This is a genomic window from Corynebacterium meridianum (assembly GCF_016342265.1).
Taxonomy (GTDB): Bacteria; Actinomycetota; Actinomycetes; order Mycobacteriales; family Mycobacteriaceae; genus Corynebacterium; species Corynebacterium meridianum.
This window is the reverse complement of record NZ_JAEIOS010000011.1, coordinates 347,436-371,275: the sequence shown is the minus strand read 5'-3', so window position 1 is coordinate 371,275 and position 23,840 is coordinate 347,436. Positions and strand designations below refer to the sequence as shown.

27 protein-coding genes are annotated in these 23,840 nt (G+C 65.5%); 14 read left to right on the top strand and 13 right to left on the bottom strand.

Annotated features, from left to right (window positions below; translation table 11 throughout):
* The first annotated feature begins 79 nt into the window (after positions 1-79).
* On the top strand, positions 80-1,135 hold the full coding sequence (locus tag JDV75_RS04915; protein ID WP_198738116.1) for a TerC/Alx family metal homeostasis membrane protein: 1,056 nt from the start codon (positions 80-82) through the stop codon (positions 1,133-1,135).
* A 104-nt stretch (positions 1,136-1,239) separates the two neighbouring features.
* Here the strand turns inward: JDV75_RS04915 and JDV75_RS04910 are convergent, their stop codons facing one another.
* Complete coding sequence (locus JDV75_RS04910) at positions 1,240-1,533, bottom strand: YciI family protein (RefSeq protein ID WP_198738115.1); 294 nt, start codon at positions 1,531-1,533, stop codon at positions 1,240-1,242.
* A gap of 79 nt (positions 1,534-1,612) precedes the next feature.
* Between JDV75_RS04910 and pgsA the strand changes: the two genes are divergently transcribed.
* From pgsA to JDV75_RS04890, 4 genes are all read left to right on the top strand, one after another.
* Positions 1,613-2,179, top strand: a complete 567-nt coding sequence (gene pgsA, locus JDV75_RS04905) for a CDP-diacylglycerol--glycerol-3-phosphate 3-phosphatidyltransferase (protein ID WP_198738114.1) — start codon at positions 1,613-1,615, stop codon at positions 2,177-2,179.
* Positions 2,180-2,189: 10 nt separating this feature from the next.
* Positions 2,190-2,723 (top strand): nicotinamide-nucleotide amidohydrolase family protein, encoded by a 534-nt coding sequence (locus JDV75_RS04900; RefSeq protein ID WP_198738113.1) that lies wholly within the window; start codon positions 2,190-2,192, stop codon positions 2,721-2,723.
* Between the two features lie 78 nt (positions 2,724-2,801).
* The gene (locus tag JDV75_RS04895; RefSeq protein ID WP_198738112.1) at positions 2,802-3,155 is read left to right on the top strand and encodes a helix-turn-helix domain-containing protein; all 354 of its coding nucleotides are present in this window, start codon (positions 2,802-2,804) and stop codon (positions 3,153-3,155) included.
* 156 nt (positions 3,156-3,311) lie between these two features.
* On the top strand, positions 3,312-4,157 hold the full coding sequence (locus tag JDV75_RS04890) for a PspA/IM30 family protein (RefSeq protein WP_198738111.1): 846 nt from the start codon (positions 3,312-3,314) through the stop codon (positions 4,155-4,157).
* Between the two features lie 90 nt (positions 4,158-4,247).
* Here JDV75_RS04890 and JDV75_RS04885 read toward each other — a convergent pair whose 3' ends face one another.
* The 3 genes from JDV75_RS04885 to JDV75_RS04875 form a co-directional block, all read right to left on the bottom strand.
* The gene (locus tag JDV75_RS04885; protein WP_232958173.1) at positions 4,248-4,874 is read right to left on the bottom strand and encodes an energy-coupling factor transporter transmembrane component T family protein; all 627 of its coding nucleotides are present in this window, start codon (positions 4,872-4,874) and stop codon (positions 4,248-4,250) included.
* The gene (locus JDV75_RS04880; protein ID WP_198738110.1) at positions 4,874-5,566 is read right to left on the bottom strand and encodes an energy-coupling factor ABC transporter ATP-binding protein; all 693 of its coding nucleotides are present in this window, start codon (positions 5,564-5,566) and stop codon (positions 4,874-4,876) included. Before JDV75_RS04880 ends, JDV75_RS04885 begins: the two co-directional genes overlap by 1 nt.
* Before the next feature lie 180 nt (positions 5,567-5,746).
* A complete protein-coding gene (locus JDV75_RS04875; protein WP_248095106.1) occupies positions 5,747-6,361 on the bottom strand; it encodes a biotin transporter BioY in 615 nt (204 codons plus the stop codon).
* A 104-nt stretch (positions 6,362-6,465) separates the two neighbouring features.
* Here JDV75_RS04875 and JDV75_RS04870 point away from each other — a divergent pair, with 104 nt between their 5' ends.
* The 3 genes from JDV75_RS04870 (at position 6,466) to JDV75_RS04860 (ending at position 8,810) form a co-directional block, all read left to right on the top strand.
* Complete coding sequence (locus tag JDV75_RS04870) at positions 6,466-6,672, top strand: DUF3046 domain-containing protein (RefSeq protein WP_198738108.1); 207 nt, start codon at positions 6,466-6,468, stop codon at positions 6,670-6,672.
* A 358-nt stretch (positions 6,673-7,030) separates the two neighbouring features.
* Entirely contained in the window at positions 7,031-8,143 is a 1,113-nt protein-coding gene (recA, locus tag JDV75_RS04865) for a recombinase RecA (RefSeq protein WP_198738107.1), read from the top strand.
* Positions 8,144-8,192: 49 nt separating this feature from the next.
* Entirely contained in the window at positions 8,193-8,810 is a 618-nt protein-coding gene (locus JDV75_RS04860) for a regulatory protein RecX (RefSeq protein WP_198738106.1), read from the top strand.
* A gap of 130 nt (positions 8,811-8,940) precedes the next feature.
* Here JDV75_RS04860 and JDV75_RS04855 read toward each other — a convergent pair whose 3' ends face one another.
* The 4 genes from JDV75_RS04855 to gluA all read right to left on the bottom strand — a co-directional run bounded on the left by JDV75_RS04855 (position 8,941) and on the right by gluA (position 12,356).
* A complete protein-coding gene (locus tag JDV75_RS04855) occupies positions 8,941-9,888 on the bottom strand; it encodes an amino acid ABC transporter permease (RefSeq protein ID WP_198738105.1) in 948 nt (315 codons plus the stop codon).
* On the bottom strand, positions 9,889-10,572 hold the full coding sequence (locus tag JDV75_RS04850) for an amino acid ABC transporter permease (RefSeq protein WP_198738104.1): 684 nt from the start codon (positions 10,570-10,572) through the stop codon (positions 9,889-9,891).
* Positions 10,573-10,641: 69 nt separating this feature from the next.
* Positions 10,642-11,529: a glutamate ABC transporter substrate-binding protein gene (locus JDV75_RS04845; RefSeq protein ID WP_198738103.1), complete on the bottom strand. Its 888-nt coding sequence runs from the start codon at positions 11,527-11,529 to the stop codon at positions 10,642-10,644.
* A 98-nt stretch (positions 11,530-11,627) separates the two neighbouring features.
* Positions 11,628-12,356 (bottom strand): glutamate ABC transporter ATP-binding protein GluA, encoded by a 729-nt coding sequence (gene gluA / locus JDV75_RS04840; protein WP_198738455.1) that lies wholly within the window; start codon positions 12,354-12,356, stop codon positions 11,628-11,630.
* Positions 12,357-12,599: 243 nt separating this feature from the next.
* Here gluA and miaB point away from each other — a divergent pair, with 243 nt between their 5' ends.
* The gene (gene miaB / locus JDV75_RS04835) at positions 12,600-14,150 is read left to right on the top strand and encodes a tRNA (N6-isopentenyl adenosine(37)-C2)-methylthiotransferase MiaB (protein WP_198738102.1); all 1,551 of its coding nucleotides are present in this window, start codon (positions 12,600-12,602) and stop codon (positions 14,148-14,150) included.
* An 86-nt stretch (positions 14,151-14,236) separates the two neighbouring features.
* Positions 14,237-15,016 (top strand): Rv2732c family membrane protein, encoded by a 780-nt coding sequence (locus JDV75_RS04830; protein WP_198738101.1) that lies wholly within the window; start codon positions 14,237-14,239, stop codon positions 15,014-15,016.
* Between the two features lie 25 nt (positions 15,017-15,041).
* On the opposite strand, the gene JDV75_RS04825 is transcribed toward JDV75_RS04830, so the two are convergent.
* Together JDV75_RS04825 and JDV75_RS04820 are read right to left on the bottom strand one after the other, a co-directional pair.
* On the bottom strand, positions 15,042-16,172 hold the full coding sequence (locus JDV75_RS04825) for a hypothetical protein (protein WP_198738100.1): 1,131 nt from the start codon (positions 16,170-16,172) through the stop codon (positions 15,042-15,044).
* 47 nt (positions 16,173-16,219) lie between these two features.
* Complete coding sequence (locus JDV75_RS04820; protein WP_198738099.1) at positions 16,220-17,542, bottom strand: DUF349 domain-containing protein; 1,323 nt, start codon at positions 17,540-17,542, stop codon at positions 16,220-16,222.
* Between the two features lie 175 nt (positions 17,543-17,717).
* On the opposite strand from JDV75_RS04820, the gene JDV75_RS04815 reads away from it, so the two are divergent.
* From JDV75_RS04815 to dapF, 3 genes are read left to right on the top strand one after another with little or no spacing between them, the layout of a single operon-like run.
* Positions 17,718-18,353 (top strand): hypothetical protein, encoded by a 636-nt coding sequence (locus tag JDV75_RS04815; protein WP_248095098.1) that lies wholly within the window; start codon positions 17,718-17,720, stop codon positions 18,351-18,353.
* Positions 18,350-19,258 (top strand): tRNA (adenosine(37)-N6)-dimethylallyltransferase MiaA, encoded by a 909-nt coding sequence (miaA, locus tag JDV75_RS04810; RefSeq protein WP_198738098.1) that lies wholly within the window; start codon positions 18,350-18,352, stop codon positions 19,256-19,258. The genes JDV75_RS04815 and miaA overlap by 4 nt, the downstream gene beginning before the upstream one ends.
* A gap of 3 nt (positions 19,259-19,261) precedes the next feature.
* A complete protein-coding gene (dapF, locus tag JDV75_RS04805; protein ID WP_198738097.1) occupies positions 19,262-20,161 on the top strand; it encodes a diaminopimelate epimerase in 900 nt (299 codons plus the stop codon).
* A gap of 29 nt (positions 20,162-20,190) precedes the next feature.
* Here dapF and JDV75_RS04800 read toward each other — a convergent pair whose 3' ends face one another.
* The 3 genes from JDV75_RS04800 to JDV75_RS04790 all read right to left on the bottom strand — a co-directional run bounded on the left by JDV75_RS04800 (position 20,191) and on the right by JDV75_RS04790 (position 21,981).
* Entirely contained in the window at positions 20,191-20,595 is a 405-nt protein-coding gene (locus JDV75_RS04800; protein ID WP_198738096.1) for a hypothetical protein, read from the bottom strand.
* Positions 20,596-20,623: 28 nt separating this feature from the next.
* Positions 20,624-21,163 (bottom strand): hypothetical protein, encoded by a 540-nt coding sequence (locus tag JDV75_RS04795; RefSeq protein WP_198738095.1) that lies wholly within the window; start codon positions 21,161-21,163, stop codon positions 20,624-20,626.
* Between the two features lie 71 nt (positions 21,164-21,234).
* Complete coding sequence (locus JDV75_RS04790) at positions 21,235-21,981, bottom strand: hypothetical protein (RefSeq protein WP_198738094.1); 747 nt, start codon at positions 21,979-21,981, stop codon at positions 21,235-21,237.
* A 144-nt stretch (positions 21,982-22,125) separates the two neighbouring features.
* Here JDV75_RS04790 and hflX point away from each other — a divergent pair, with 144 nt between their 5' ends.
* Entirely contained in the window at positions 22,126-23,694 is a 1,569-nt protein-coding gene (gene hflX / locus JDV75_RS04785) for a GTPase HflX (protein WP_198738093.1), read from the top strand.
* The last annotated feature ends 146 nt before the right edge of the window (positions 23,695-23,840 follow it).

Sequence of the window (23,840 nt, the reverse complement as noted above, 5' to 3'; positions counted from 1 at the left end):
GTGTCGGCTACGGCATCGACGTAGCGGGGGAGACCTCCGGTTTTCACGTCACACCCTGAGACCGGAGGTCTTTTTCCAAGTGGAAGTCAACACCCTCACCTGGGTCATCACCGTCATCGTCCTGCTCGGCTTCATCGCGTTCGACTTCGTCAGTCACGTGCGTAGTCCCCACGAGCCCACCATGAAGGAGGCCGCGGGATGGATGATCTTCTATGTGCTGCTCGCGTGCCTGTTCGGGGGCTTCCTCTGGCTCACCTGGGGCGGTCCGGACGGAAACCACCAGCACGGTATCGAGTTCTTCGCCGGGTACATCACCGAGCTCTCACTGAGCGTGGACAACCTGTTCATCTTCGCCCTGATCATCGGGTCCTTCAGGGTTCCTCGCGCGTACCAGCAGAAGGTACTGCTCATCGGCATCGCCCTGGCACTGCTCTTCCGGGGTGTATTCATCGGGCTCGGTGCGGCGGCGATCAACGCGGCCAGCTGGGTGTTCTACATCTTCGGTGTCTTCCTGCTCTACACCGCAATCAAACTCATCGTCGACGAGATCCGTGGTGCGGAGGAGACCGAGGTCGATGACATGCTCGTGGTCAGGACGGTGCGCCGGGCGGTTCCGGTGTCGAGCGGCTTCGACCGGGACAAGCTGTTCACCAGGGTGGACGGGCGCAAGATGGTGACACCACTCATGATCTGCCTGGTGTGCATCGGTTTCATCGACCTGATGTTCGCGTTCGACTCGATCCCCGCCATCTTCGGCCTGACCCAGGAGCCCTACATCGTATTCACCGCGAACGCCTTCGCGCTGATGGGACTCCGCCAGATGTACTTCCTGCTGGACGGCCTTCTGGACCGTCTCGTGTTCCTGCCCTACGGACTCGGTGCCATCCTGGCCTTCATCGGTGTGAAACTCACGCTCCACGCCATGCACGAGAACAGTCTCCCGTTCCTCAACGGGGGTGAGTCGATCCACGTCCCCGAGGTCTCGACGGCGGTCTCTCTGGTGTTCATCGTCGTCACCCTGGTCATCACCACGGTGGCATCGGTGATCAAGACGAAACGGGATGAGGCACAGGGGGCCGTCGCCCCGAAGTGGAACAGGGCGAAGGACATCCACGACGACGCAGCGGTGAACTGACCGGGCCGTCGAACCCCGGGGTTACGGAGAGACCGATCACCGGGTCACGCCGGTGATCGGTCTCCGGCTCCGATTCCGCGGAGCCACCGGGGGCATCGGTTGTGTCAGTCGCCGAAGACGTTGAGCACCGGGTTCCAGGTGTGGAAGACCCGCCCGGAGAGTGCCCCTCCGGTGTGGAACGGATCCCGGTCCATCAGCTCGCGCGCGTCGTCGATTGAGGCGGGCTCCGCCAGCCGGATCACGATGAGCGCACCGCCGTCACCGTCGGTGTAGGGACCCGATCCGATCAGCTGCCCCTTCTCCTTGAGGGCAGCCAGAAACTCACGGTGGCGCGGCCGGATCTCGGTGATCAGATCGGAATCGGGGGAATAGGAGTACTCAACGGCGAAGGTATTCATGTCCACCGATTGTAGTGACCGCGGCCTCCGACGGCGCGAGTCGCCGATGTGAGTAGTGTAGAGGACTGTGAGTGGTCCCATGAGTAAATCCAGCGGTACGGCGGAGTCGCCGTCGAATCTCAACCTGCCCAACGTGCTCACCTCGCTGCGGATCATCGCCATTCCGTTGTTCGCCTGGTTGGTGCTGCGCAGCGCCAGTGAACACGCGGGGTGGATGTGGGCTTCCTTCGCGCTGTTCATCGCGCTGATGATCACCGACAAACTCGACGGGGACATCGCCCGCGCCCGGGGGCTGGTGACGAACTTCGGGAAGATCGCCGACCCCATAGCGGACAAGGCGCTGATGATCGCCGCACTGGTCTGCCTGAACGTCACCGGAGCCCTGTGGTGGTGGGTCACCGTCGTCATCGTCGTCCGGGAGCTCGGCATCACCTTCTGGCGTATGGGCCAGCTCCGGGCCGGTCGGGTCGTACCCGCCTCCCGGGGAGGGAAACTCAAGACCGTTCTGCAGTCGGTCGCCGTCGCTCTCTACCTCGTGCCGCTGCCGGGATTCCTGCACCCTGTCGTGGTACTCGTGATGCTCGCGGCTGTGGCGGTCACCGTCGCGACCGGCGTCCAGTACCTGCTTGCCTCGCGGCGCCGGTGAAAATCCGGCCGTGAAGGAAGCTGATCTCGATGCGGTAGCCGCTGATGTGGTCGCCACGCTGGCGGCCCGGCGGCAGACGGTCGCCTTCTGTGAATCCCTGACCGCAGGCCTGGCCGCAGCCACCCTGGCCGGGGTGCCCGGCGCATCCAAGGTGCTCCGGGGCGGTCTCGTCACGTACGCCACCGACCTGAAGATCAGTCTCGCGGGGGTCGCTCCGAATCTCATCGCCCGCCACGGTGTCATCTCAGCGCACTGCGCGAAAGCCATGGCCGTAGGGGGGCGGGACCGCTGCGACTCGAGTTGGGGGGTGAGCCTGACAGGGGTGGCGGGCCCGGATTCCCAGGACGGTCACCCGGTCGGTGAGGTCTGGATCGGGCTGGCCTCACCCACAGGTGGGGTTACGGCTACCCGGGCGACCGGGGATGGGGCCGAAGGGCTGCTGCCGGGAGATCGGTGTGCAATCCGCTCCGCAGCCGTCGCCGAGGCCCTGCGCCAACTGCGCCGGGCGGTGGCCGGAGAGGACACGGGAGCTGTACCGTCCTGAAACACGAGCTCAGGCCCCATAGGGTGCGGCCCGGTGGGGCGGGGAACAAAATCGGCACCTGGGACGTTGGTTACAGTGATGGCTACTTACACTGCTCTACTCGATCAGCCGGTTCACGCACCGTCATGCGCCGACGAATCCCGTGGACCCCGCGAACCCAGGGAACCCGGGGAACCGCTGCTCCGCGAGGCACTCGGCTCGGCTCTGCGTGCGTTCCGGGCGGACCGGGGCATAACCCTCCGGGAACTGGCCGAGACTTCACGGGTCTCGCCGGGCTACCTGTCGGAACTGGAACGCGGTAGGAAGGAAGTGTCCTCCGAACTGCTCGCGGCCGTCTGCCACGCCCTCGGTGCCACTGTGTCCGACGTTCTCATCGAGGCGGCCGGATCAATGGCGGTTCACACCGCCGAGGCGGACCTCGCTGCGGTGTAGAGTCATAGCGGCTAGATTGGTAGCAGTACCGAGCCGCAACGGCCCGGAATAGGTCCGCAGTTAACCGGCACGTTTCGTGCCCCACCCCGCATCATCAGCCCACAGTCGCAGCTACCGTGGGCGTTACGTAAATGAACGGAAGGCTCGACTCTCACAATGGCTAACCCCTTCGTCAAAGCATGGAAGTACTTCATCGCGCTGTTCGACTCGAAGATCGAGGAGCACGCCGATCCCAAGATCCAGATCCAGCAGGCCATCGAGGACGCGCAGCGCCAGCACCAGGCGCTTTCCCAGCAGGCCGCGACCGTCATCGGAAACCAGCGCCAGCTGGAGATGCAGCTGAATCGGCGACTGGCGGAGATCGAGAAGCTCCAAGCGAATACGCGACAGGCCCTCCAGCTCGCGGACAAGGCGGCAGCGGAAGGCGACACCGCGAAAGCCACGGAGTACACCAACGCCGCCGAGGCCTTCTCCGCTCAGCTCGTCACCGCGGAGCAGTCCGTCGAGGACACCAAGCAGCTCCACGACCAGGCCCTTCAGCAGGCCGCACAGGCGAAGAAGGCCGTCGAGCGGAATGCGATGATGCTGCAGCAGAAGGTCGGTGAGCGCACCAAACTGCTCAGCCAGCTCGAGCAGGCGAAGATGCAGGAGAAGGTCTCAGAGTCACTCCGGTCCATGAACTCGATGACCGCCTCCGGGAGTACACCGAACCTGGATCAGGTCCGGGAGAAGATCGAACGCCGCTACGCCAACGCACTGGGCCAGGCGGAACTGGCCGAGAATTCGGTGGAGAACCGGATGGCCGAGGTCGAGCAGGCCGGGGTTCAGCTCGCCGGACACAGTCGACTCGAGCAGATCCGCGCCCAGATGGCCGCCGAGAAGCTCGAGAGCGGCAGCCCCGGCCCCGACAAGGCACTCGAGTGGGACACGCAGTCGAACACCCCGAACATCGCCGATGCCGCGGTCGAAGAGAAGATGCGTCAGCTGCGCGAGGAGAAGTAACACGTCCGGCCCCGGAACATGCGGACGGCCCCACCGGGTGGTGGGGCCGTCCGCATGTGTGTCCGTACCGTCCGTGGCACCGGCGAGACCTCAGTCGTCGACTCCCCGGGCGAGCAGTGCGTCGGAGATGCGTTGCGCCTGGCGAATGGACCTGACGATGACGGGGGTCCCGAAGGCCGCCACGGACATGGTCGCTCCCCGGGCCTTCCTCGCATCGAGGACCTCGTGCACCGTCGCCAGCTGAAGGGGGATCAGCCGGATCGTCAGTGACATCGCGAGGCTCACCTTCGCCGCGGGAACCCCGAACCGTTCCAGTGGTCGGAGGCTGTCCTCGAGTGCATCCATCATGGCGGAAACCCTGGTCGTCAGGGTCAGGAGCGTCGCCGCCATGATCGACGAGGAGATCAGCAGGAAGACCACCGCGGCGGGTTCGAAGCCCTGCTGCCACCACTGGAAGGCCGCGAAGAACCCCAGCAGGGGAAGAGCCGGCCACACCTGCCCCCACGCGACCCGAACGGGGATCCGCGCGACCGCGACGAGCGCGACGACCCCGAGTACACAGGCCACAGCCCCCGGGAGCGAATGGATGAGCAGTGTGGAAGCGATGATGTAGACGATGAGCAGGACGAACTTCCAGGTCGGGTTCAGCCGGTGGACCCGGGTATCCCCGGGAACATACACCCCCATCGGAATTGACGACATGACGACCCGTGCCATCAGTTTCCTTCCCGGAACATGAGATCGCGGTAGAAGGACACGACATCGTCGGGCGCACCGTCAGCGACTATCTTCCTGGCGTGGACACAGATCACCCGATCGAACCCGGACAGGAACCCGAGATCGTGGGTGACGACGATCAGCTGCTGCTCCAGCCGGTCGAACTCCTGTCTGATCCGTAGCCGGTTCCGCAGGTCCAGCAGGGTTGTCGGTTCATCGGCGATGATCACGTCGGGTTCCATGATGAGTACCGCCGCGAGGGCGAGGAGTTGCTTCTCCCCACCGGAGAGGACGTGCGGAGACGAATCCGCCAGATGTCCGAGACCGAACCTGTCGAGCATGGCCTCCACCCGGGAGTCCCGGTCCCGTCTGCTGAGTCCCATACGACGGAGGGAGAACGCGACATCCTCGCGGACCGTCGGCATGATGATCTGGTTCTCCGCGTCCGAGAACACGAATCCGACCCTGCGCCGGATGTCGCGGCCGTGTTTCGCGGGGTCGGTTCCGTCGACCGTGACCGTTCCTGTCGTCGGTTCACCCAGGCCGTTGATCATGCGTATGAGCGTGGATTTTCCGCCGCCGTTTGCACCTATGACACCGATCCGGGATTCGGTCAGTTCAAGTGAGACGGAATCAAGGACGATCCGACCGTCGAACACGGCCGATACCTCGTCGAAGACGATCCGGGGCATGTGGCGTCGACCTTTCGTGTGTTCCCGCAACCCCGGGAGGTGAGTGAATCAGGGGATCCGGCGGAGTACGGCGGATCACTGGACATGAGGTCCGGCGAAGGCCCAGAACGGTTCGCCGCGTTCGCCGGTGGTCCGGACCGGGGCTGCGGTGCCGGGGACCCCCGGGGGTTAGGTGTGGTGCTACCGGGGTGTCGCAGGTTCGGCGTTCTCCGGGGCTGATGTCGTGCCGGAACCGAACCTGCGGAGGTCCGGGAGTGCGGAGTGGACGCCGACGGCGATGATCACGCCCACAACCAGCTTGATGACGGCTCCCGGGATGAACGGGATCTGGACCTTCAGGGCGTCGATGAGCGTCATGTCGAGTCGCCACATGAGACCGAGCACACCGAAGAAGTACTGGACCAGCATCGCGGCGACGAATGCGAAGGTGAAGTTGACGGCCATGCCCGCGCGGTTCCGCGGGGCGCGGGCACTCAGGATACCGGCGATGAGGGGGGCGAGGAGGTAGCCGAGCAGGTAGCCGATGGTGGGGCCGCTCAGCGCGGTGAGGACGCTCTTTCCCTGGGAGAGGACCGGGAGCCCGACGATTCCGAGCAGGAACACGATCAGGAGGGCAAGGAAACCCCTCCGCGGTCCGAGGATGAGGCCGGCCAGGATGCACGCGGCATTCTGCAGGACGATGGGGACCCCTGCGCCGCCCACAGGTATGGAGATGTAACCGAGGACGATGATGAGTGCGGCGAACACCGCAGAGTAGGCGAGATCACGGACATTGAATATGCTTTTGTCATTCACAGGTGCTGACAGTACCCGGATGTGCGGCCCTTGAACAGTGTTCATGTCGGGCGGGGGGCCGGTCGTCCGGCGGGGTTGTCCGGAGGCGACTGTAGGATCGCGGTATGCGCCTGCATCAGTTCGACCGACTCATCGACGCGGAATTCGGCCACTCGCACGGTATGTGGATCATGCGGTCCCACGTTCTGTCCCGCCGGGGCCGGACGGCTGCCGCACTCATCGAGGACGGGATGGATCCGCGGGAGGTGTGGTGGGAGATCTGCCGTGATTTCGAGATCCCGGAGGAGCGTCGCCTGGGGCCGGATGAGTGACCCCGTGGGCAGGGAAACGACACCTGCGGGAAGACCCGTGCCGCGTTGATATCGAACACCTGTGCGTGTACGATCGAACCGTGTCACACACCACGGGTACCTTCCGGAGCGGATCCCGGGTGAATCCCCCGGGGTCCCGTGACGTGGTCCGGATCCAACCGGTCCCCCGGTCGTGGCGGAGAGCCGGACCATGTCGGGGGTGGCCCGGAGTCCCCGGGGATCCTTTTCGTACCGGCGGGCGGTCTCATGCTCGACGGATCCCGGCCCGCCGCGGACCGGGGCCGGGCACAGCCCCTGATAGCCCGTTCACCTGAATATTCCAGAAAAACCGAGAACAGAGCACGAGGTTCCCACCGCAATGGCAACGAAGAAGAAGACCAACGCAGCGTCCACCGGCGATGAGCGTCGCAAGGCCCTTGATGTGGCCATGTCGCGGATCGAGAAGGACTTCGGCAAGGGTGCCGTGATGCGTCTGGGGGATGACAACCGGCCACCGGTGAAGGCGATCTCCTCGGGAAACACCGCCATCGACATCGCGCTCGGTGTCGGTGGGTTCCCCCGGGGCCGCATCATCGAGATCTACGGTCCGGAATCCTCCGGTAAAACGACCGTGGCGCTCCACGCGGTGGCGCAGGCGCAGAAGGAGGGGGGCATCGCCGCGTTCATCGACGCGGAGCACGCCCTGGACCCCGACTACGCCCGCAAGCTGGGGGTCGACACGGACAACCTGCTGGTGAGTCAGCCGGATACCGGCGAACAGGCACTGGAGATCACGGACATGCTCGTCCGTTCCGGTGCGATCGACATCATCGTCATCGACTCGGTGGCCGCTCTGACCCCGAAGGCCGAGATCGAGGGCGAGATGGGTGATTCCCACGTGGGGCTCCAGGCGAGGCTTATGAGTCAGGCCCTGCGGAAGATGACAGGTGCCCTGCACAACTCGGGGACGACCGCGATCTTCATCAACCAGCTCCGCGAGAAGATCGGTGTGATGTTCGGATCCCCGGAGACCACCACGGGTGGTAAGGCACTGAAGTTCTACGCCTCGGTCCGGTGCGATGTCCGACGAATCCAGACACTCAAGGACGGACAGGACGCGATCGGCAACCGCACCCGGTTGAAGGTGGCGAAGAACAAGGTCGCTCCGCCGTTCAAGCTCGCCGAGTTCGACATCATCTACGGTGAGGGCATCTCGAGGGAGTCCTCGATCATCGATCTCGGAGTGGAAAACGGGATCGTCAAGAAATCCGGCTCATGGTTCACCTACAACGGTGATCAACTGGGCCAGGGCAAGGAGAAGGTCCGGCTCTACCTGAAGGACAATCCGGACATCTCCGACGAGATCGAGCACAAGATCTTCGCCAAGTTGGGTGTCGCGGGTCATACCGACGATGATGCGCTGAGCGATGATCCGGTGGATGTCATCCCCAACGTCGACTTCGACGACATCGACGACTCCGACGACAGTTAACCATCGGAGGTCGGTACCGGGGTGTGCGGAGGAGAGATTCAGGAACGAGATGCGAGAGCAATGCACCGCTGACGGAGACCATGGCGACCAGAGGCTCATCGTGGACAGGCTCCGGACCGCCGTCGCCGCCGTGGAATCGGAGTCGTCCGGGTTCATCGACATCGAGGCGGAGAAGGACAGGGCGAAGGTCCGGCACAGGGCGCTGCTGCTTCTCGACCACAGGTCAAGGTCGAGACACGAACTCGACCGGCGGCTACGTGACCTGGAGTTCCCCGCCGGTGTGATCTCGGATGTACTGGATGACCTGGAACGGGTGGGTCTCCTGGATGACGGGGCCTTCGCGTACGAGTGGGTGCGGCAACGCCACCTGCGGCGCGGGAAATCACGCGAGGTCCTGGACCGGGAACTACGGGAGAAGGGCGTCGACGCTGAGCTCCGCGACCGCGCGTTGGGACAGATCGAGGAATCGGACGAGCGGGCCATGGCCCTTCAATTGGCCAGAAAGAAGGCCCGCACCGCGGTGACAAGGGCGCAGCTGGACCGCGCGGACAGGGACCGCGCCCTGAGGCGTGTGCTCGGGGTGCTCGCGCGCAGGGGGTTTCCGCAGGGAATGTCGATGGAGCTGGCCCGGCTGGCGATCGAGGAGCGGATCTCCGAGATCTCCTGACCGGGGTGGGGTCGCAGTGGACGGGAGTTCGGCCGTCACCCGAACGTTGTTGTCCGGGGCGACGGGCCATTTCAAGTTCCGGGAGAGGACGACTTCACGTCGGCCCGGGGCAACCTCGGCCCCCGGGGAATCACTCTCCCTGCGTCTGCGTGCGCAGGTCGCGGTGGGATGGCTCGTGCCAGTCGACGACAGCCCGGTCCTTCGTCTCCACACCCTGATCGGGATGTTCCGGGACCTTCGCGACGATCAGCTTGCGTGCGCGTCCGGCACGCAGCTGGCGTTCGATCCGCTCGGCCAGGCGGGTCAGGGCGTAGTTGATCAGTATCATGACGACCGCGACCATGATGAGCGCCGGGAAGTAGTTCCGGTAGGCGGACGCCGACTGCAGGCCGGAGCGGACGATCTCGATGTAGCCGATCTGGTATCCGAGGGCGGCGTCCTTGAGTGCGATGACCATCTGCGAGATCAGGGCCGGCAGCATCGCCGCGACCGACTGCGGCAGGAGAATCGACCAGGTCGCCTTCCGGTGGGACAGCCCCAACGCCCGAGCGGCCTCCATCTGCCCCTTCGGCAGGGAACGGATCCCGGAACGCAGGATCTCGGCGATCACCGAGCCGTTGTACATCGTCAGGCCGAAAACCACGGCCGAGAAGGCCAGCTGGGAGGACGGTACGAGGTTGTAGAGCGCGAACATCTGGTAGGCGAAGATCATGAGGATCAGCACAGGGATCGCGCGGAAGAACTCCACGATGATTCCGCAGAACACCGAGATCAGCCGGTTGGGGGAGAGGCGCCCCAGTCCGAGCAGGGTACCGAGCACGAGTGCCAGGATGATCGAACAGAAGGCCGATTTGAGTGTTCCCCACAGACCGGGGAGGAGATAGGTCGTCCAGGTGGTCGATTTCAGGAAGGGGGTCCACTTCTCTCCTTCGAGCTGACCGTTGTCGTTGAGAACCTGGAGGATCCAGATCCCGATCGCCAGTGCCCCCAGGACCGTGATGACCGTGAGGACCCGGTTCATCCGTCGGCCCTTCGGCCCCGGAGCGTCGTAGAGAACCGTTGCGCGTACGCTGCTCATCTAGTTCTTCACCGCCAATTTCATGGAGTAGTGGCTGACCAGGAGACCCATGGGCAGCGTGAGGATGAGGAAACCGAGGGCGAAGATCCCGAATATCAGGAATCCCTGCGCGGCATGGTTCTCGATGGTCGCCTTCATCAGCAGCGAGGCTTCGGCGACACCGATCACCGAGGCGACGGTCGTGTTCTTCGTCAGGGCGATCAGGGTGTTGCCCAGCGGCACGATCGCCGCCCGCAGGGCCTGGGGGAAGATCACCGATCCGAAGATCTGGGGGAAGGTCAGGCCCAGCGACCGGGCGGCCTCCGACTGTCCGAAGTGCACGGTGTTGATACCGGACCGAAGGGACTCCGCGACGAAGGCCGAGGTGTAGAGAACGAATCCCAGGACCGCGAGGCGGAAGTTGTTCGACTCGATGAAGTGGGAGTTGTCCGGGGCGAGCGTCAGCCCGAGATTGCCGTACAGCCCTATCGAACAGAAAAGGACGATCAGCGTCAGCGGCGTGTTCCGTACCGTGTTGATGTAGAGAACGGACAGTCGGCGCATGATCGAGACCGGGGAGACCCGCATCGCGGTGAGCACCGTACCGAGCAGAAAACTGCCGATGGCCGACAGGACCGTCAGTTGAATGGTGACCCAGAACGCGGGCCAGATGGCCGGCGCGAGATCGTTCCACATGGCGTTCATAAGCGAGGCAGACTCCTTGTGGGTGTCGAGGAGGGGCCGGTGTGCGCCGGCCCCCTCCCGGTCTTCGTTCTACTTGGCGGTCAGGAAGGCGAGGTCGCCGGGGGTGCCCTCTTCGACCACGGATGCATCGTCGCCGAGATTCTTCTTCAGGAGCTTCGTGAACTCACCGGAGGAGTACATTTCGGACAGCGCCTCGTTGACGGCGTCGGTCGCGGCCGCGTCGTCCTTCATCATCCCGATGCCGTAGTACTCGTCGGTGAAGGCCTTGCCGTCGGGCTTGACCATCTCGATGACCCGGAACTGGCCGTCGTACTGGGAGGCGTAGCCGTAGAGGATCGTCGCGTCCGTGCTGACCGCGTCGACCTTGCCCTGGCTGAGTGCCTCGACACAGGATGCGTAGGTGTCATATTCCTGCAGCTGGACCCCGGGCAGAGCGTCCTTGACCTTCTGCGCGGGAGTCGAGCCGGACACGGAGCAGAGCTTTCCACCGCGATCCAGGTCCTCGAGGGACGAGATCTTGTCGTCGCCCTTGCGCACCAGGAGTGCCTGGTGGGTGATCAGGTACGGACCGGCGAAGTTCACTGCTTCGGCGCGGGAGGCGTTGATCGAGTAGGTGGCGGCGATCATGTCGACCTCGCCGTTCTTGATCATGGTCTCACGCTGCGCGGAAGGGGTCTCCTTCCAGGTGATCTCCGGGGTGTCCCAGCTGTTCTCCTCGGCGATGTGGTTGACGACGTAGGTCGCGACGTCGACATCGAGACCCGTGAAGCTACCGTCGGGCGTGCGCAGGCCGAGACCCGGCTGATCGAACTTGGTTCCGACGTTGACCTTGCCCGACTCGATGGCCCCGAGCAGGCCTGCGCTGTCGGCGTCGTTGCTGTCGCCGCACGCCGCGAGGGTGAGGGCCATGGCTCCGGCGGAGGTGATGGCGAGGGTGTTTCTGATGAACTTGTTCATGAGTGTCCTTAAATGTTCGTGGAGCGGGATTCCCGCTCCGATCCAGGGGCGTCGGTGACGCCCTCGGAAGAATGTGGGGGAGAGAAGACCCGGGGGACTCAGTGGCCGAGGATCTTCCCGAGGAAGTCCTTGGCCCGGTCTGACGCGGGGCTGTCGAAGAAGGTGGTGGGATCGGTGTCCTCGACGATTGTTCCGGCGTCCATGAACAGCACCCGGTCGGCGGCCTTGCGTGCGAAACCCATTTCGTGGGTCACGACGACCATGGTCATGCCACCACCGGCGAGGTCGGTCATGACGTCGAGGACCTCGTTGACCATCTCCGGATCGAGAGCCGAGGTCGGCTCGTCGAAGAGCATGACCTTCGGATTCATCGCCAACGCCCGCGCGATGGCGACACGCTGCTGCTGGCCTCCGGACAACTGCGCCGGGTACTTGTCGGCCTGTTCGGCGATGCCCACTCTCTCGAGCAGGCGCATCGCCTCGGCGTCCGCCTCCTCCCGCTTCATCCCGCGGACCTTCATCGGCGCAAGTGTCACGTTGCGTTTGATGGTCAGGTGGGGAAACAGGTTGAAGGACTGGAAACACATACCGACGTCCGCACGCAGACGTGCGAGCTCCTTCCCCTCCTCGGGGAGGAGTTCGCCGTCGATGTAGATTTCGCCGGAGTCGATCGTCTCCAGACGGTTGATCGTGCGGCACAGAGTGGACTTACCCGAACCGGACGGGCCCAGTACGACGACGACCTGTCCTCTGGGGACGTCGAGGTTGATGTCCTTCAACGCGTGGAAGTCATCGAAGTACTTTTCCACGTTCCGCATGCGGATCATGGTGTCGGTAGTGTTGTTCGCCATAGATGAAGCCTAATGTAATACAGGACACAATTTCCCATCGGGGGGGTGACCATCCCCTTGGTGGGTGCGGCTTTTCAGCGCTTTTGTCGTATCGGGGGTATTCTTCTTCCCCGCTGTCCAGCCCTGTTTCAGGCGTCACCCTCGACGACCGTCCGCGGTTGCATATGGGGAGTGCCGCGGGTCGGTTTACGGGGGTATGTGGGGTTATGATTGTCCATTGTGTTGCAGCAGAACCTGACATCCCAGCCCAGCCGTACCTACGAGGTCCGTACCTTCGGCTGCCAGATGAACGTCCATGATTCGGAACGGCTAGCCGGCCTCCTCGAGGAGGCCGGCTACGAACGGGCCCGGACCGGCGCCGATCCGGACCTCGTCGTATTCAACACGTGCGCGGTCCGGGAGAACGCCGACCAGCGTCTCTACGGCAGCCTCGGTGCGCTGCGCGCCGTGAAGCGCACAAAGCCGGACATGCAGATCGCGGTCGGTGGGTGCCTCGCCCAGAAGGACAAGCAGGTCGTCGTGGAGAAGGCCCCCTGGGTCGACGTAGTCTTCGGTACCCACAACATCGGCTCGCTCCCCGCCCTGCTGGACCGGGCGGCCCACAACCGGGAGGCCGCGGTCGAGATCGTCGACTCCCTGGAGCAGTTCCCCTCGGTCCTTCCCGCGAAACGGGAGTCCGCCTACGCCGGATGGGTCAGTGTCTCCGTCGGATGCAACAACACCTGCACGTTCTGCATCGTCCCCTCACTCCGCGGCAAAGAGGCCGACCGGCGTCCCGGGGACATCCTCGCCGAGGTGCAGGCCCTGGTCGACCAGGGCGTCGTCGAGGTGACGCTCCTCGGACAGAACGTCAACGCCTACGGCGTGCACTTCGCCGATCCGGAGCTCGAACGTGACCGCTCGGCGTTCTCGAAACTGCTGCGGGCCTGCGGCGGTATCGAGGGACTGGAGCGTGTGCGCTTCACCTCCCCGCACCCCGCGGAGTTCACCTCCGACGTCATCGACGCGATGGCCGAGACCCCCAACATCTGCCCGCAGCTGCACATGCCGCTACAGTCCGGTTCCGACCGGGTGCTGAAGGCCATGCGGCGCAGCTACCGGTCGAAGAAGTTCCTCGGGATCCTCGAGGAGGTCCGGTCCAAGATCCCGCACGCCGCGATCACCACCGACATCATCGTCGGATTCCCCGGGGAGACCGAGGAGGACTTCCAGGCGACCCTGGATGTGGTGGAGGCCAGCCGATTCAGTTCCGCATTCACCTTCCAGTACAGCCCCCGCCCCGGAACCCCGGCGGCCGAATACGAGGACCAGATTCCCAAGGAGATCGTCCAGGAGCGCTTCGAACGGCTCATGGCGCTCCAGGAACGCATCTGCGCAGAGGAGAACGCCGCCCTCGTCGGTACCGGGGTGGAGCTGTTGATCCAGGCCGACGGCGGCAGGAAGAACGACCGGACGAACCGGATCTCGGGACGCGCCCGGGACGGCCGTCTCGTCCACCTCAATCCCGTCGCGGCCTCGGAGGCACCCGGTGCGATCGACCGGGAGATCCGCCCCGGTGACATCGTCACCGCTACCGTGACATCCTCGGCACCGCACTACCTGATCGCGGACGCCGGTGTACTGACCCACCGTCGGACCACCGCCGGTGACATGTCCGCCGCGGGTAGGACACCCACCACCGGAGCAACGGGGGTCGGACTGGGGCTGCCCGCGTTCGGACGCCCCACCGAACGGATCACGGCGCCGTCCGACTCCGGTTGCGGGTGCTGAACCCCGCAACCGGAGTCGACAGGTGGCATAGTTGAATCTGTCCGACGCACGAAGATAACCACCGAATGAAGGAGCACCCCGACGCCGTGAGTGACAACAACCCCTCCCGGGAGCACTCCGTTGCCGGAGACCCGGAAGAATCCGCGGTCGAGAAGCGCCGACGTCTGCGGGCCGAGAAGCTCGCCCCCTACATGGACGATCTGCCGAACGCCGAGAAGCGGGCGGCACAGACCCTTTATCTCGGCCCGCAGCAGGTGTTCCTCGGACTCGGGATGCTCGGGTTCTTCATGTCGATCTTCCTGCCGCACTCGGGTCAGGTTCTCGGACTGGACGTGCTGTTCTTCTCCGACACCGCGAGAGCTTTCGTCACCACCTGGCCGGAACGCATCTACGTCTGGACCGGGGTTACCGGTGTCATCTTGCTCACCGGTGCGACAATCTTCACCCGGTCCTCGTTGATCGCCTACCTGGCCTGGTTCTGCTCCGGTGCGTCCATGTTCTATTCGCTGTTCGCCATCTGGATGCGTCAGTCACGTCCGCCGACCGAACCCGGTGTCGGACCGTCGTACGGTCTGATCCTCGGTGCGGTCAGCGTGACTGTCGTCGCGTTGACCCTGACCCGCATCGTGCTCCGGCGCTCCAGCTTTCAGAGCGCGCTCGCCGAAGCCCGGAGGCAGGCGCCCCAGGACAGCGCGGTGCACAAAATGCAGGAGGAGCTGCTCGCGGCACAGGTGGACCGCGACAGCCATGACGTCTACGCCGATGACCGACGCTCGCGCGCGGCTCAGCGTCGTCGCGCGAACCGTGACCGCGCCCGACGTGAGGGTCGGGATCGCCCGGAGGGGCCCGTCGAGGGAACCGTCTGACGCGCTCCGGACCCCGGCCCGGGGGTCAGGCGCGTTTCTGCCAGTAGACGTTGCGGGCCCGCACCTCCGCGCCGCATTCCGCGTTCAGTGCACGGATCGCCGACGCGCCGGTGGCTGTGGATGTGTGGATGCGGCGGATCCCCATGTCCCCGGCGGCCCCGAACAGGGCGTTCTTAACCGCGCGGGCGAGGCCCGAACCGTGGAGGTCGCGGTGGACCACGGTCATCATCTGCGCTGCTGTATCGGGGGAGTCCGCGGGATCCCGCGATAGGGCGGATGCCGCCACGGGTGTCCCGGATCCGTCGAGGACCACCGCCCAGACGACCGCACGCCCGGTGCAACGGGTGTCGGCGTCGACCCGCTCCAATCGGGCGCTGTCCCACCGCTGTGGCCCAGAGACGAGATCCTCCAGCGGCAGATCGGCGGAGAACATCTCGAGCAACCTGCACAGACCGTCTGTGACACGCGGTTCCGCATCCACCGGATTCATGCCGGTGAGGATCCGGGTCGAATACCCGCTCGGGAGGTCGCATCGGTGCGGTCGCGGGGGGACCGGAACCGCAGCCTGCTCCTCGACCAGTACGGGAACGAATCCACGGGCGCGGTAGAGGACATCCAGGGGATCGTCGACCGCAGGATCCGCTTCCGTCAACTGCCGTATCTGGATCACATCCCGGCCGAGAACCCCGCAGATCCGCCCGATCTCGGTGATGATCGCGTCGACCGCAGCCTCACCCTCGTCGCCCACCCGTTCACCGGGCAGAGGCAGGAACGGCACGTCGAGGGTGATCTCCACACCGCACACGGACCGGTTCTCCCGGAGCGGAACCGAGATCAACGCCCACGCGTAAACCACGGGTGCGGGATCGTCGCCGGTGGAGGGGATCAGCGGGTACCCGAGATCGGATATGTCGGCGGTCGCGATGGTCCGGGCTGTCACGGGGTCGTCATCGTCGATGACGGCTAGGCCGATCACCCGGACATCCGGGCCACCAGACAGCGTGTTCAGCAGCGAATCGACCGATATGGAGGCGTCGGTGGTCCCGGTGACCTGTTGTCCGTGGACACCCAGCATCAGTGTCCAGTTGCGGACCGAATCCGCCGCGGCGTCCGGGGAGGATCCGAGTGGGGGAGTGGTGAATTGGACGGGGCGCATGGGAGGACAGTCTATCGTCCCTCCACGCGCCCCGGGGTGTCCCGTGTCTAGCGTTCCTCGATCGCCGCTCTGGCAGCCGCGGCCCATTCGGACCACTGCGCGGCCTGGGCCCGGAGCTTCTCCGCCTTCTTCGCGTCGCCGCGGGCCTCCGCGGTCTCCGCCTGGACGGTGAAGTCGCGCACCTTCTCCTCGAACTGTGCCGCACGGGCCTGAGCCGCCGGGTCCGTACGGCGCCACCGATCATCCGCCGCGTCCGAGACCCGCCGTTCGACGGCCCCGATCTTGTCCTCGAACTCGCGGATGCGTCCACGCGGGACGAAGCCGATCTCCTCCCACTTCTCCTGGAGTTCGCGCAGTTTCGCACGCGCACCCTCGAGATCCCGGTCCGGCTGGATCTGGGGGTCGTACTCGGAGAGCAGAGCATCCTTGCGGGAGGCGTTCTCCTCGAACTCACGGTCCCGTTCCTCGTTGAGGGCGTTCCGCGCCTCGAAGAAATGGTCCTGTGCGGCCTTGAACGCGGCCCAGAGCTTGTCATCGACGTCGCGGGGTGCGCGCCCGGCGGCCTTCCATTCGGTCATGAGATCGCGGAAGGCGCGGGCCGTCTCATTCCAGTCCGTCGAATCCTTGAGCGCCTCCGCGCGCTCGACGAGTGCCTCCTTCGCGCGTCGGGCCGCGGCCCGACCACGGTCGAGTTCGGCGAAATGGGAACCCCGGCGGCGGTTGAAGGCGTCTCGGGCGCGGGAGTACCGCTTCCAGAGAGCGTCATCGGTCTTCCGGTCGATGCCCCGGATCGACTTCCATTCGGTGAGAATGTCCCGGAGCCGGTCCCCGGCGGCCTTCCACTCCGTCGAGTTCTCCCCGATGTCCTCCGCTTCGGTGGCGAGCTCCTCCTTGCGTGAGATCGCTTCTGCGCGGCGCTGTTCCTTCTCGGCCTTCGCCCGCTCGCCGGCTTCCTCGGACTCCCGGATGATCTCACCGAGTCGGCGATCGAGTCCATCGAGATCGCCGACGACCGTCGCGGTCGGCAGTCCTTCCCGGAGCTGCACCGCCGTATCCCGGATGTTCTGGGCCTCATCCGGGTGAGCCTTCAGACGGGTCTCGAGCAGCTCCACCTCGGTGGCCAGATCGTCGAACCGGACGCCGTAGTGGGCGAGTCCCTCCTCCGGGGTTCCCGCCTGCCAGGACCCGACGAGGCGTTCACCTTCACCGGTGGTGACGTACACGTTTCCACTCTCATCGACCCGACCCCACTTGCTCGGATCGCTCCGCGAGATCAAAGGCGCGGCCGGCTTCTGGGACCGGACCGCGGGCATGGCGCCGGGCCGGGGGCCCGGTCGGGGGACGGGCTTTGGAGTGGAGTTCGTGCTCATGGTCAACGTCCTTAGGGAATCATCGCCGCGCGACACGGCAGCCGTGAAAGGTGGGAGTACCAGAGATAAAGGTACCTTCCAACCGAGAATACAGCCCGCGGGTTAGCAGCGTGAAGATAAGCGTGACGATTGCTGTGGTCGGGAGCCCGCGGAACCCGTGGTTTAGTCTGGTCCCGTGACCGAAACAGCAGCCTCCGATGCCGGATCGCGGTACCGCCCCCTGATCGTCGTGCCCGCCAGCCCGGCTCTCGTTCTGTCCCGTGACGCCGACCCCGCCGGAGTCCACCTGCGGGCCGCGGTCGAGCGGACTCTCTCCCGGCACCGGAATCTTCCCGTGCATCTCGTCGGTTCCCGGGATCCCCGATGGCGGACCGGCCACCGGGGATCTTTCGCCGGATGGGGGGATGCCACGGTGAACGTCGGTGAGGGACACCATCTCCCGGAGCTGGTTCAGCGGTTTCTGCTCGGACCGGCGGGCGCGGAACGGATCGTCGATGTCCGGGGGAAACTCGGCGAACCGGCACCCGGGGTTCTCACCCTCGTCGCACTCGACGGATCCGCCGGTCTCACCGGGCGGGCGCCGTTGGCGCTGATCGACGGCGCGGATTCGGTCGACGCCTGGTGCCGGGCACTCCTCGCCGGAAATCGACCACCGGGAAAGAATCCGGACTCGTTGCGGACGGCCGGGGTCCTCGAACCGGATCTCTGGCTCGAACTCGCCGGTATCCGTCCGGCCCGGGCAGAGCTCATCGCGGCGGACGTGACGTCCGGGGTCGGGCGTTACGTCGCGGAATGGGAGGTCGGCGTATGACCGCCCGGAAACCGGTCGCCGTCGTGGGACCCACCGCCTCGGGAAAATCGGCCCTCGGACTGGCTCTGGCCCACGCGTTGGACGGCGAGGTGGTGAATGTCGATTCGATGCAGCTTTACCGGGGGATGGACATCGGCACGGCCAAACTCCCGGTCCCGGACAGGGAAGGGATCGCGCATCACCAGATCGACGTCATGGACGTGACCGAGAGTGCCAGCGTGGCCCGCTATCAGCGGGAGGCGATCGCCGATGTCGAGGGGATCCTCGCTCGGGGGAAGACCCCTGTTCTCGTCGGGGGGTCGATGCTCTATGTCCAGGCTCTCGTCGACGACTGGAGTTTTCCGCCCACGGACCAGGCGGTCCGCGAAAGGTACCGGCGACGACTCGATGAGATCGGTGTCACGGCGCTGCACGCTGAACTCGCGGCGGTGGACCCCGCTGCGGCCTCCGTGATCGAGACCAACGATCCGCGCCGGACGGTGCGGGCGCTCGAGGTCATCGAACTGACGGGGCGCCCGTTCGCCGCCTCCCAACCGCCGATCGACGCCCCACCCCGTTGGGGGACGAGAATCCTGGGCCTGGCGACGGAACCGGACTGGTTGAACCCACGGATCGAGGTGCGGACACGCGACATGTTCGACGGGGGCCTCGTCGACGAGGTCGAGCGACTGCGGGAGTCGGGACTCGTCGCCCGGTCCACGGCAGGGCGGGCGATCGGCTACGCACAGGTGTTCGCCCACCTCCGGGGAGAGCTCACGTCCGAGGAGATGGTCGAACGGACGATCACCGCCACCAGACGCTACGTGCGACGGCAGCGGAGCTGGTTCCGTCGAGATCCACGAACCATCTGGCTGGACGCGAAGGGGGACACGGTGGCCCGTGCACTCGAATCGCTAGACTCTTGAGCCATGACGAACCAGCGACGACAGCTCATCTTCGCGAAAGGCCACGGGACGGGCAACGACTTCATCATCCTCCCCGATCCCGAGGCCCGGATCGACCTCTCACCGGACCTCATCCGCGCGCTCTGTGACCGGCACCGGGGTATCGGCGCGGACGGTGTTCTGCGGGTCTGCAGGGCCGGGGACCTTGTGGCCTCCGGAGCGCTGCGGGAGCTGCCGGGCGGGGTCGCCGCCGGGGACTGGTTCATGGACTACCGGAACGCGGACGGAACAACAGCGGAGATGTGCGGCAACGGAGTGCGGGTCTTCGCGCACTGGCTCCGCTCGAGCGGGGCCACCGACTCCGACACCGTACGTGTCGGCACCCGAGCCGGACTCAGGACGGTCCGGATCAACGACTGCGTCGGCACCTCCGCGGAGATCACCGTCGAGATGGGGCTGCCGGAGGTGACGGGGGTGAGTACGTGCGCGGTATCGGACCAGCGCTTCGCAGGCATCGGTGTCGACATGGGCAACCCCCATCTCGCGTGCGTCCTTCCGGGGCTTTCAGCGGGGGAACTGGCGGAACTCCCGGTGGACCGGCTCTTCACCCTCGACCCCGAGTTCTTCCCGGAGGGGGCGAACATCGAGATCCTCACTGAGCTCGTCGACGGTCGCGTCCACATGCGGGTCCACGAACGTGGCGCAGGTGAGACACTCTCCTGCGGTACGGGAACGGTGGCTGCCGCCGTCGCTGCGCTCGCGGACGCGGGGGAGGTCACCGGCGAGGTCACCGTCGTCGTACCGGGTGGGGAACTCACCGTGGTCATCCGGGAGGACGGGGCGACCCTGACCGGGCCGTCGTTGATCGTCGCTGAAGGGACCATCGACGGCGACGCGCTCCTCGCCGACAGGTCGGTGGGCTAGTCCCCTCTGCGGGCCGGGTGCTCCGGGATTCAGTCCTGCCCCGGCACAGTCACGAACTGCTCGAGCCCCGGGATCGGGTTGCCGCCCCGGATGACGTAGAACTCCAGCCAGATGGTGAAGCACAGCATGAACAGTGAGATGAGTACAGCCGCGATCGACATCACGAGTCTGCGGCCGTGCTGGCCGCGGGGTATCTGCAGTGCCCTCCGTACCGCGAGCAGCCCCAGCAGTGCCGACAGGCTGAACAGGATCCACTGGAGGAGCGGATGCTCCTGGTAGAGCGGGAAACCCACGCCCAGAAGCCCCGCAACGCACAGGGCGAAGATCGCGACACCGTTGCCGTCCGGAATGTGGGCGAGGGCCTCGGGGGTTGAGCCTCGGGCTGGCTCGGACCCGGGGGCGGTGTGCGGACGTGGATAAACGGGATCGGACATGATGGTCATCCTAGGGGTCGTTGCGGGATCAGTCGTAGTCGACGCCGAGTCGGAGAGCCGTTCGGCGGGCCCGTGCCCAGGCGTCCCGGAGATCGAGCGCCCTCCTGTCGGTGACCCCGAGCAGGGTCTCCAGCTGAGGGATGCTCAGATCACCGGTGAGCCGCTCGTCGAGACGGCCGATGAAGCGACAGGCGGTGCCGTACTCGAAATAGAAGGTCTCGATGTCCGGGTGGGCGCAGTCCGGGTCCGCGAGCGCGGGCCGCTTCTGCGAACGGTCGGTGACCGAATCCGGGTCTGTTCCGCTTCGGAATCTCTCGAACTCATCGATGACGTCGCTGATGTCTTCGGCGGATAACCTGATCGATGTGGCGAGTGATTCGGCCTCCGCACCGTCCGGTCTGTGACGGAGCACGAAGTAGGCCATGGACATGATCAGTGCTCCGAGAATGATGCCCTCGAGTTTCAGCCATGCGGTGAGGACCATGCAGAGTAGGCCCGTGGCCACGAGTGGCCACGGGGAGACGGGACTGCCGCTGCCGGTCCGTTCCGGAAGTGCATCATCGTCCATGGTCGCTCACATCCTCACTGTTCGGGAGAGTGACGGTGAAACCGCCGTCCGTGCTCGTCCGGGTAGCGGTGTTACCCGCATCCGCCGGATCCGCAACCACAGCCGCCACCCCCGGAACCGCAGCCGGCGGGCATCTTGACCGCAGCGGTCAGCATGACGGTACCGGCGACGACCGAACCACGTTCAGGGAGCTGTGGTGAATCGGGGAGACAGAGGTCCATCGGGAACGGTGCCTCGATGGCACAGTGGATGAACCGCTGGCCGGAGAGTGCCGTCGTCCGGTACTCGGCGGATCGGACTTCAGCGGTGAGCGTCGCACCGGCGTCGGGGACGCGCGATCCGTCCCCGGCGAGGACCACCGCAGCTCCGTGACTGACCAGCATCCCGACCTCGCCGCCCTTCTCCGCGGTGAATTCCTCTGCGGAGGGGTACACGGTGGTGTCCACACCAAGGGCGGTGATGGCGAGCTGCTGCCACTGCTGGGCATTCTCGTCAACGAGGAGCGGACCCTGCGCGAGGTTCGCGGTGATGGAGGCGATCTGCTCGCCATCCCCGGTCACGACGTCACAGAACGCCAGCACATCGGTGATCATGTTGACGTGCCCGAGAGCGTCGGTGGTGGACTCGAACCCGGCCCAGGTGGCGAAGGGTTCCACCGCGAGAATGTTGATGCAGGCCCCCGAAGGGTCGGCGAACTGGATCAGCTGCCCGCCGCGGACCTCACCTGTCACGGAGAGTTGACCAGATGCGATGGCGGCTTCCACGGCGTCCTGCCAACGGTCGTAGCGGAGGCCGATGCTTGCGAGATCTTCACTCATGTCACCGATTCTAGGTGCTGATGTTCCGTTCGGTCGCGTCGGGGACCCACAGCCGCGGAGACCTGTTCGGGTGTCATCTGTGCCGGCGCCCCCTGAATCGACGCGACACCTGCCCTGGGATGGTTTGTGCCACAATGGATGACAATGACTCAGAGAAACAACGATGACCTGCTCGCCGCCGCCTTCAAGGACCATGTCGCGGGCTACGCCCCGGAGGAATCCGGTCGCGCCAACCCGGAGCATGAACTCGAGGCCGTCGGGCATGCTCCGTCCGCCGCGGAACCGGGCGATCAGGTGCACGATCCGACGACCGGTGAACTCGATCTGGAGGCACGCGCCAGTCTCCGGAAATTGACCCGTGGTGCCAACACCCACACCACCGAGCAGTCCGACGGCTACGACGTCGAGTACCGCAAGCTGCGGCTCGAGCGCGTCGTCCTCGCCGGTGTCTGGACGGAGGGCACGACCGCGGAAATCGAGGCCACGATGGCCGAGTTGAAGGCGCTCGCCGAAACGGCGGGCTCCGAGGTTGTCGAGATGATCTACCAGAAGCGGGATCGGCCGGACGCCGGCACCTACATCGGTTCCGGGAAGGTACGGGAACTCAAGGAGATCGTGACCGCCACCGGAGCCGACACCGTCGTGTGCGACGGTGAACTGTCCTCGGGACAGCTCATCGCCCTCGAGAAGGCGCTCGATGTCAAGGTCATCGACCGGACCATGCTCATCCTGGACATCTTCGCCCAGCACGCGAAATCCAAGGAGGGCAAGGCGCAGGTTTCCCTGGCGCAGATGGAGTACCTGATCACGCGGGTACGCGGCTGGGGCTCCGCACTGTCCCGGCAGGCCGGTGGCCGCGCCGGTTCCAACGGCGGGGTGGGACTGCGTGGACCCGGTGAGACGAAGATCGAGGCCGATCGTCGGCGGCTCCGCCAGGACATGGCCAGGCTTCGTCGTGAGCTCTCCGGCATGAAGACATCGCGGGACGTCAAGAGGGCCAAGCGCAGGAACTCGACCATCCCCCAGATCGCCATCGCCGGATACACCAACGCCGGCAAGTCCTCGCTGATCAACGCGATGACGGGCGCGGGCGTTCTCGTGGAGGACGCCCTGTTCGCGACCCTGGACCCCACAACGAGGCGTGCGGAACTCGCCGACGGCCGGGCGGTCGTGTTCACCGACACCGTCGGATTCGTCCGGCACCTGCCGACCCAGCTCGTCGAGGCCTTCCGCTCCACGCTCGAGGAGGTCGTGGAGGCGGATCTCGTCCTGCACGTCGTCGACGGTTCCGATCCGTTCCCGCTCAAACAGATCGAGGCCGTGAACGGGGTGATCACCGACATCGTCCGCGAACTCGATGTGCCGGCTCCGCCGGAACTCATCGTCGTCAACAAGATCGATGCCGCGGACCCGCTGGTCCTCGCGGAGCTCCGGCACGCCATCGATGATGTGGTCTTCGTCTCGGCGTTGACCGGCGAGGGGATACCCGAGCTGGAACAGCGGGTCGAGGCGTTCCTGAACTCGCTCGACGCCCACGTCCATCTCGAGATCCCCTTCAGTCGGGGTGACATCGTCGCCCGACTGCATGAACACGGGACCGTACTGTCGGAGACATACGGTGAGAGCGGTGCTCTCGTGGATGTCCGGCTACCGCAGTCGGTTGCCGCCGAACTCGCGGAATTCGCCGTCCAACCGGATCCCGTCGCCGAGTGATCCACCGGTTCCGGGGGAGTGGAACCCCGAAAATCTCCACGCCGTTTCGTCCGGACAGGTAGAAACGGTGTGGTGATGCCTGGAATGACGGTTCGACGTGTGGCGTCACCCGAACCGGACCTCTTTCCCGGCGCAGTCAACCCGTC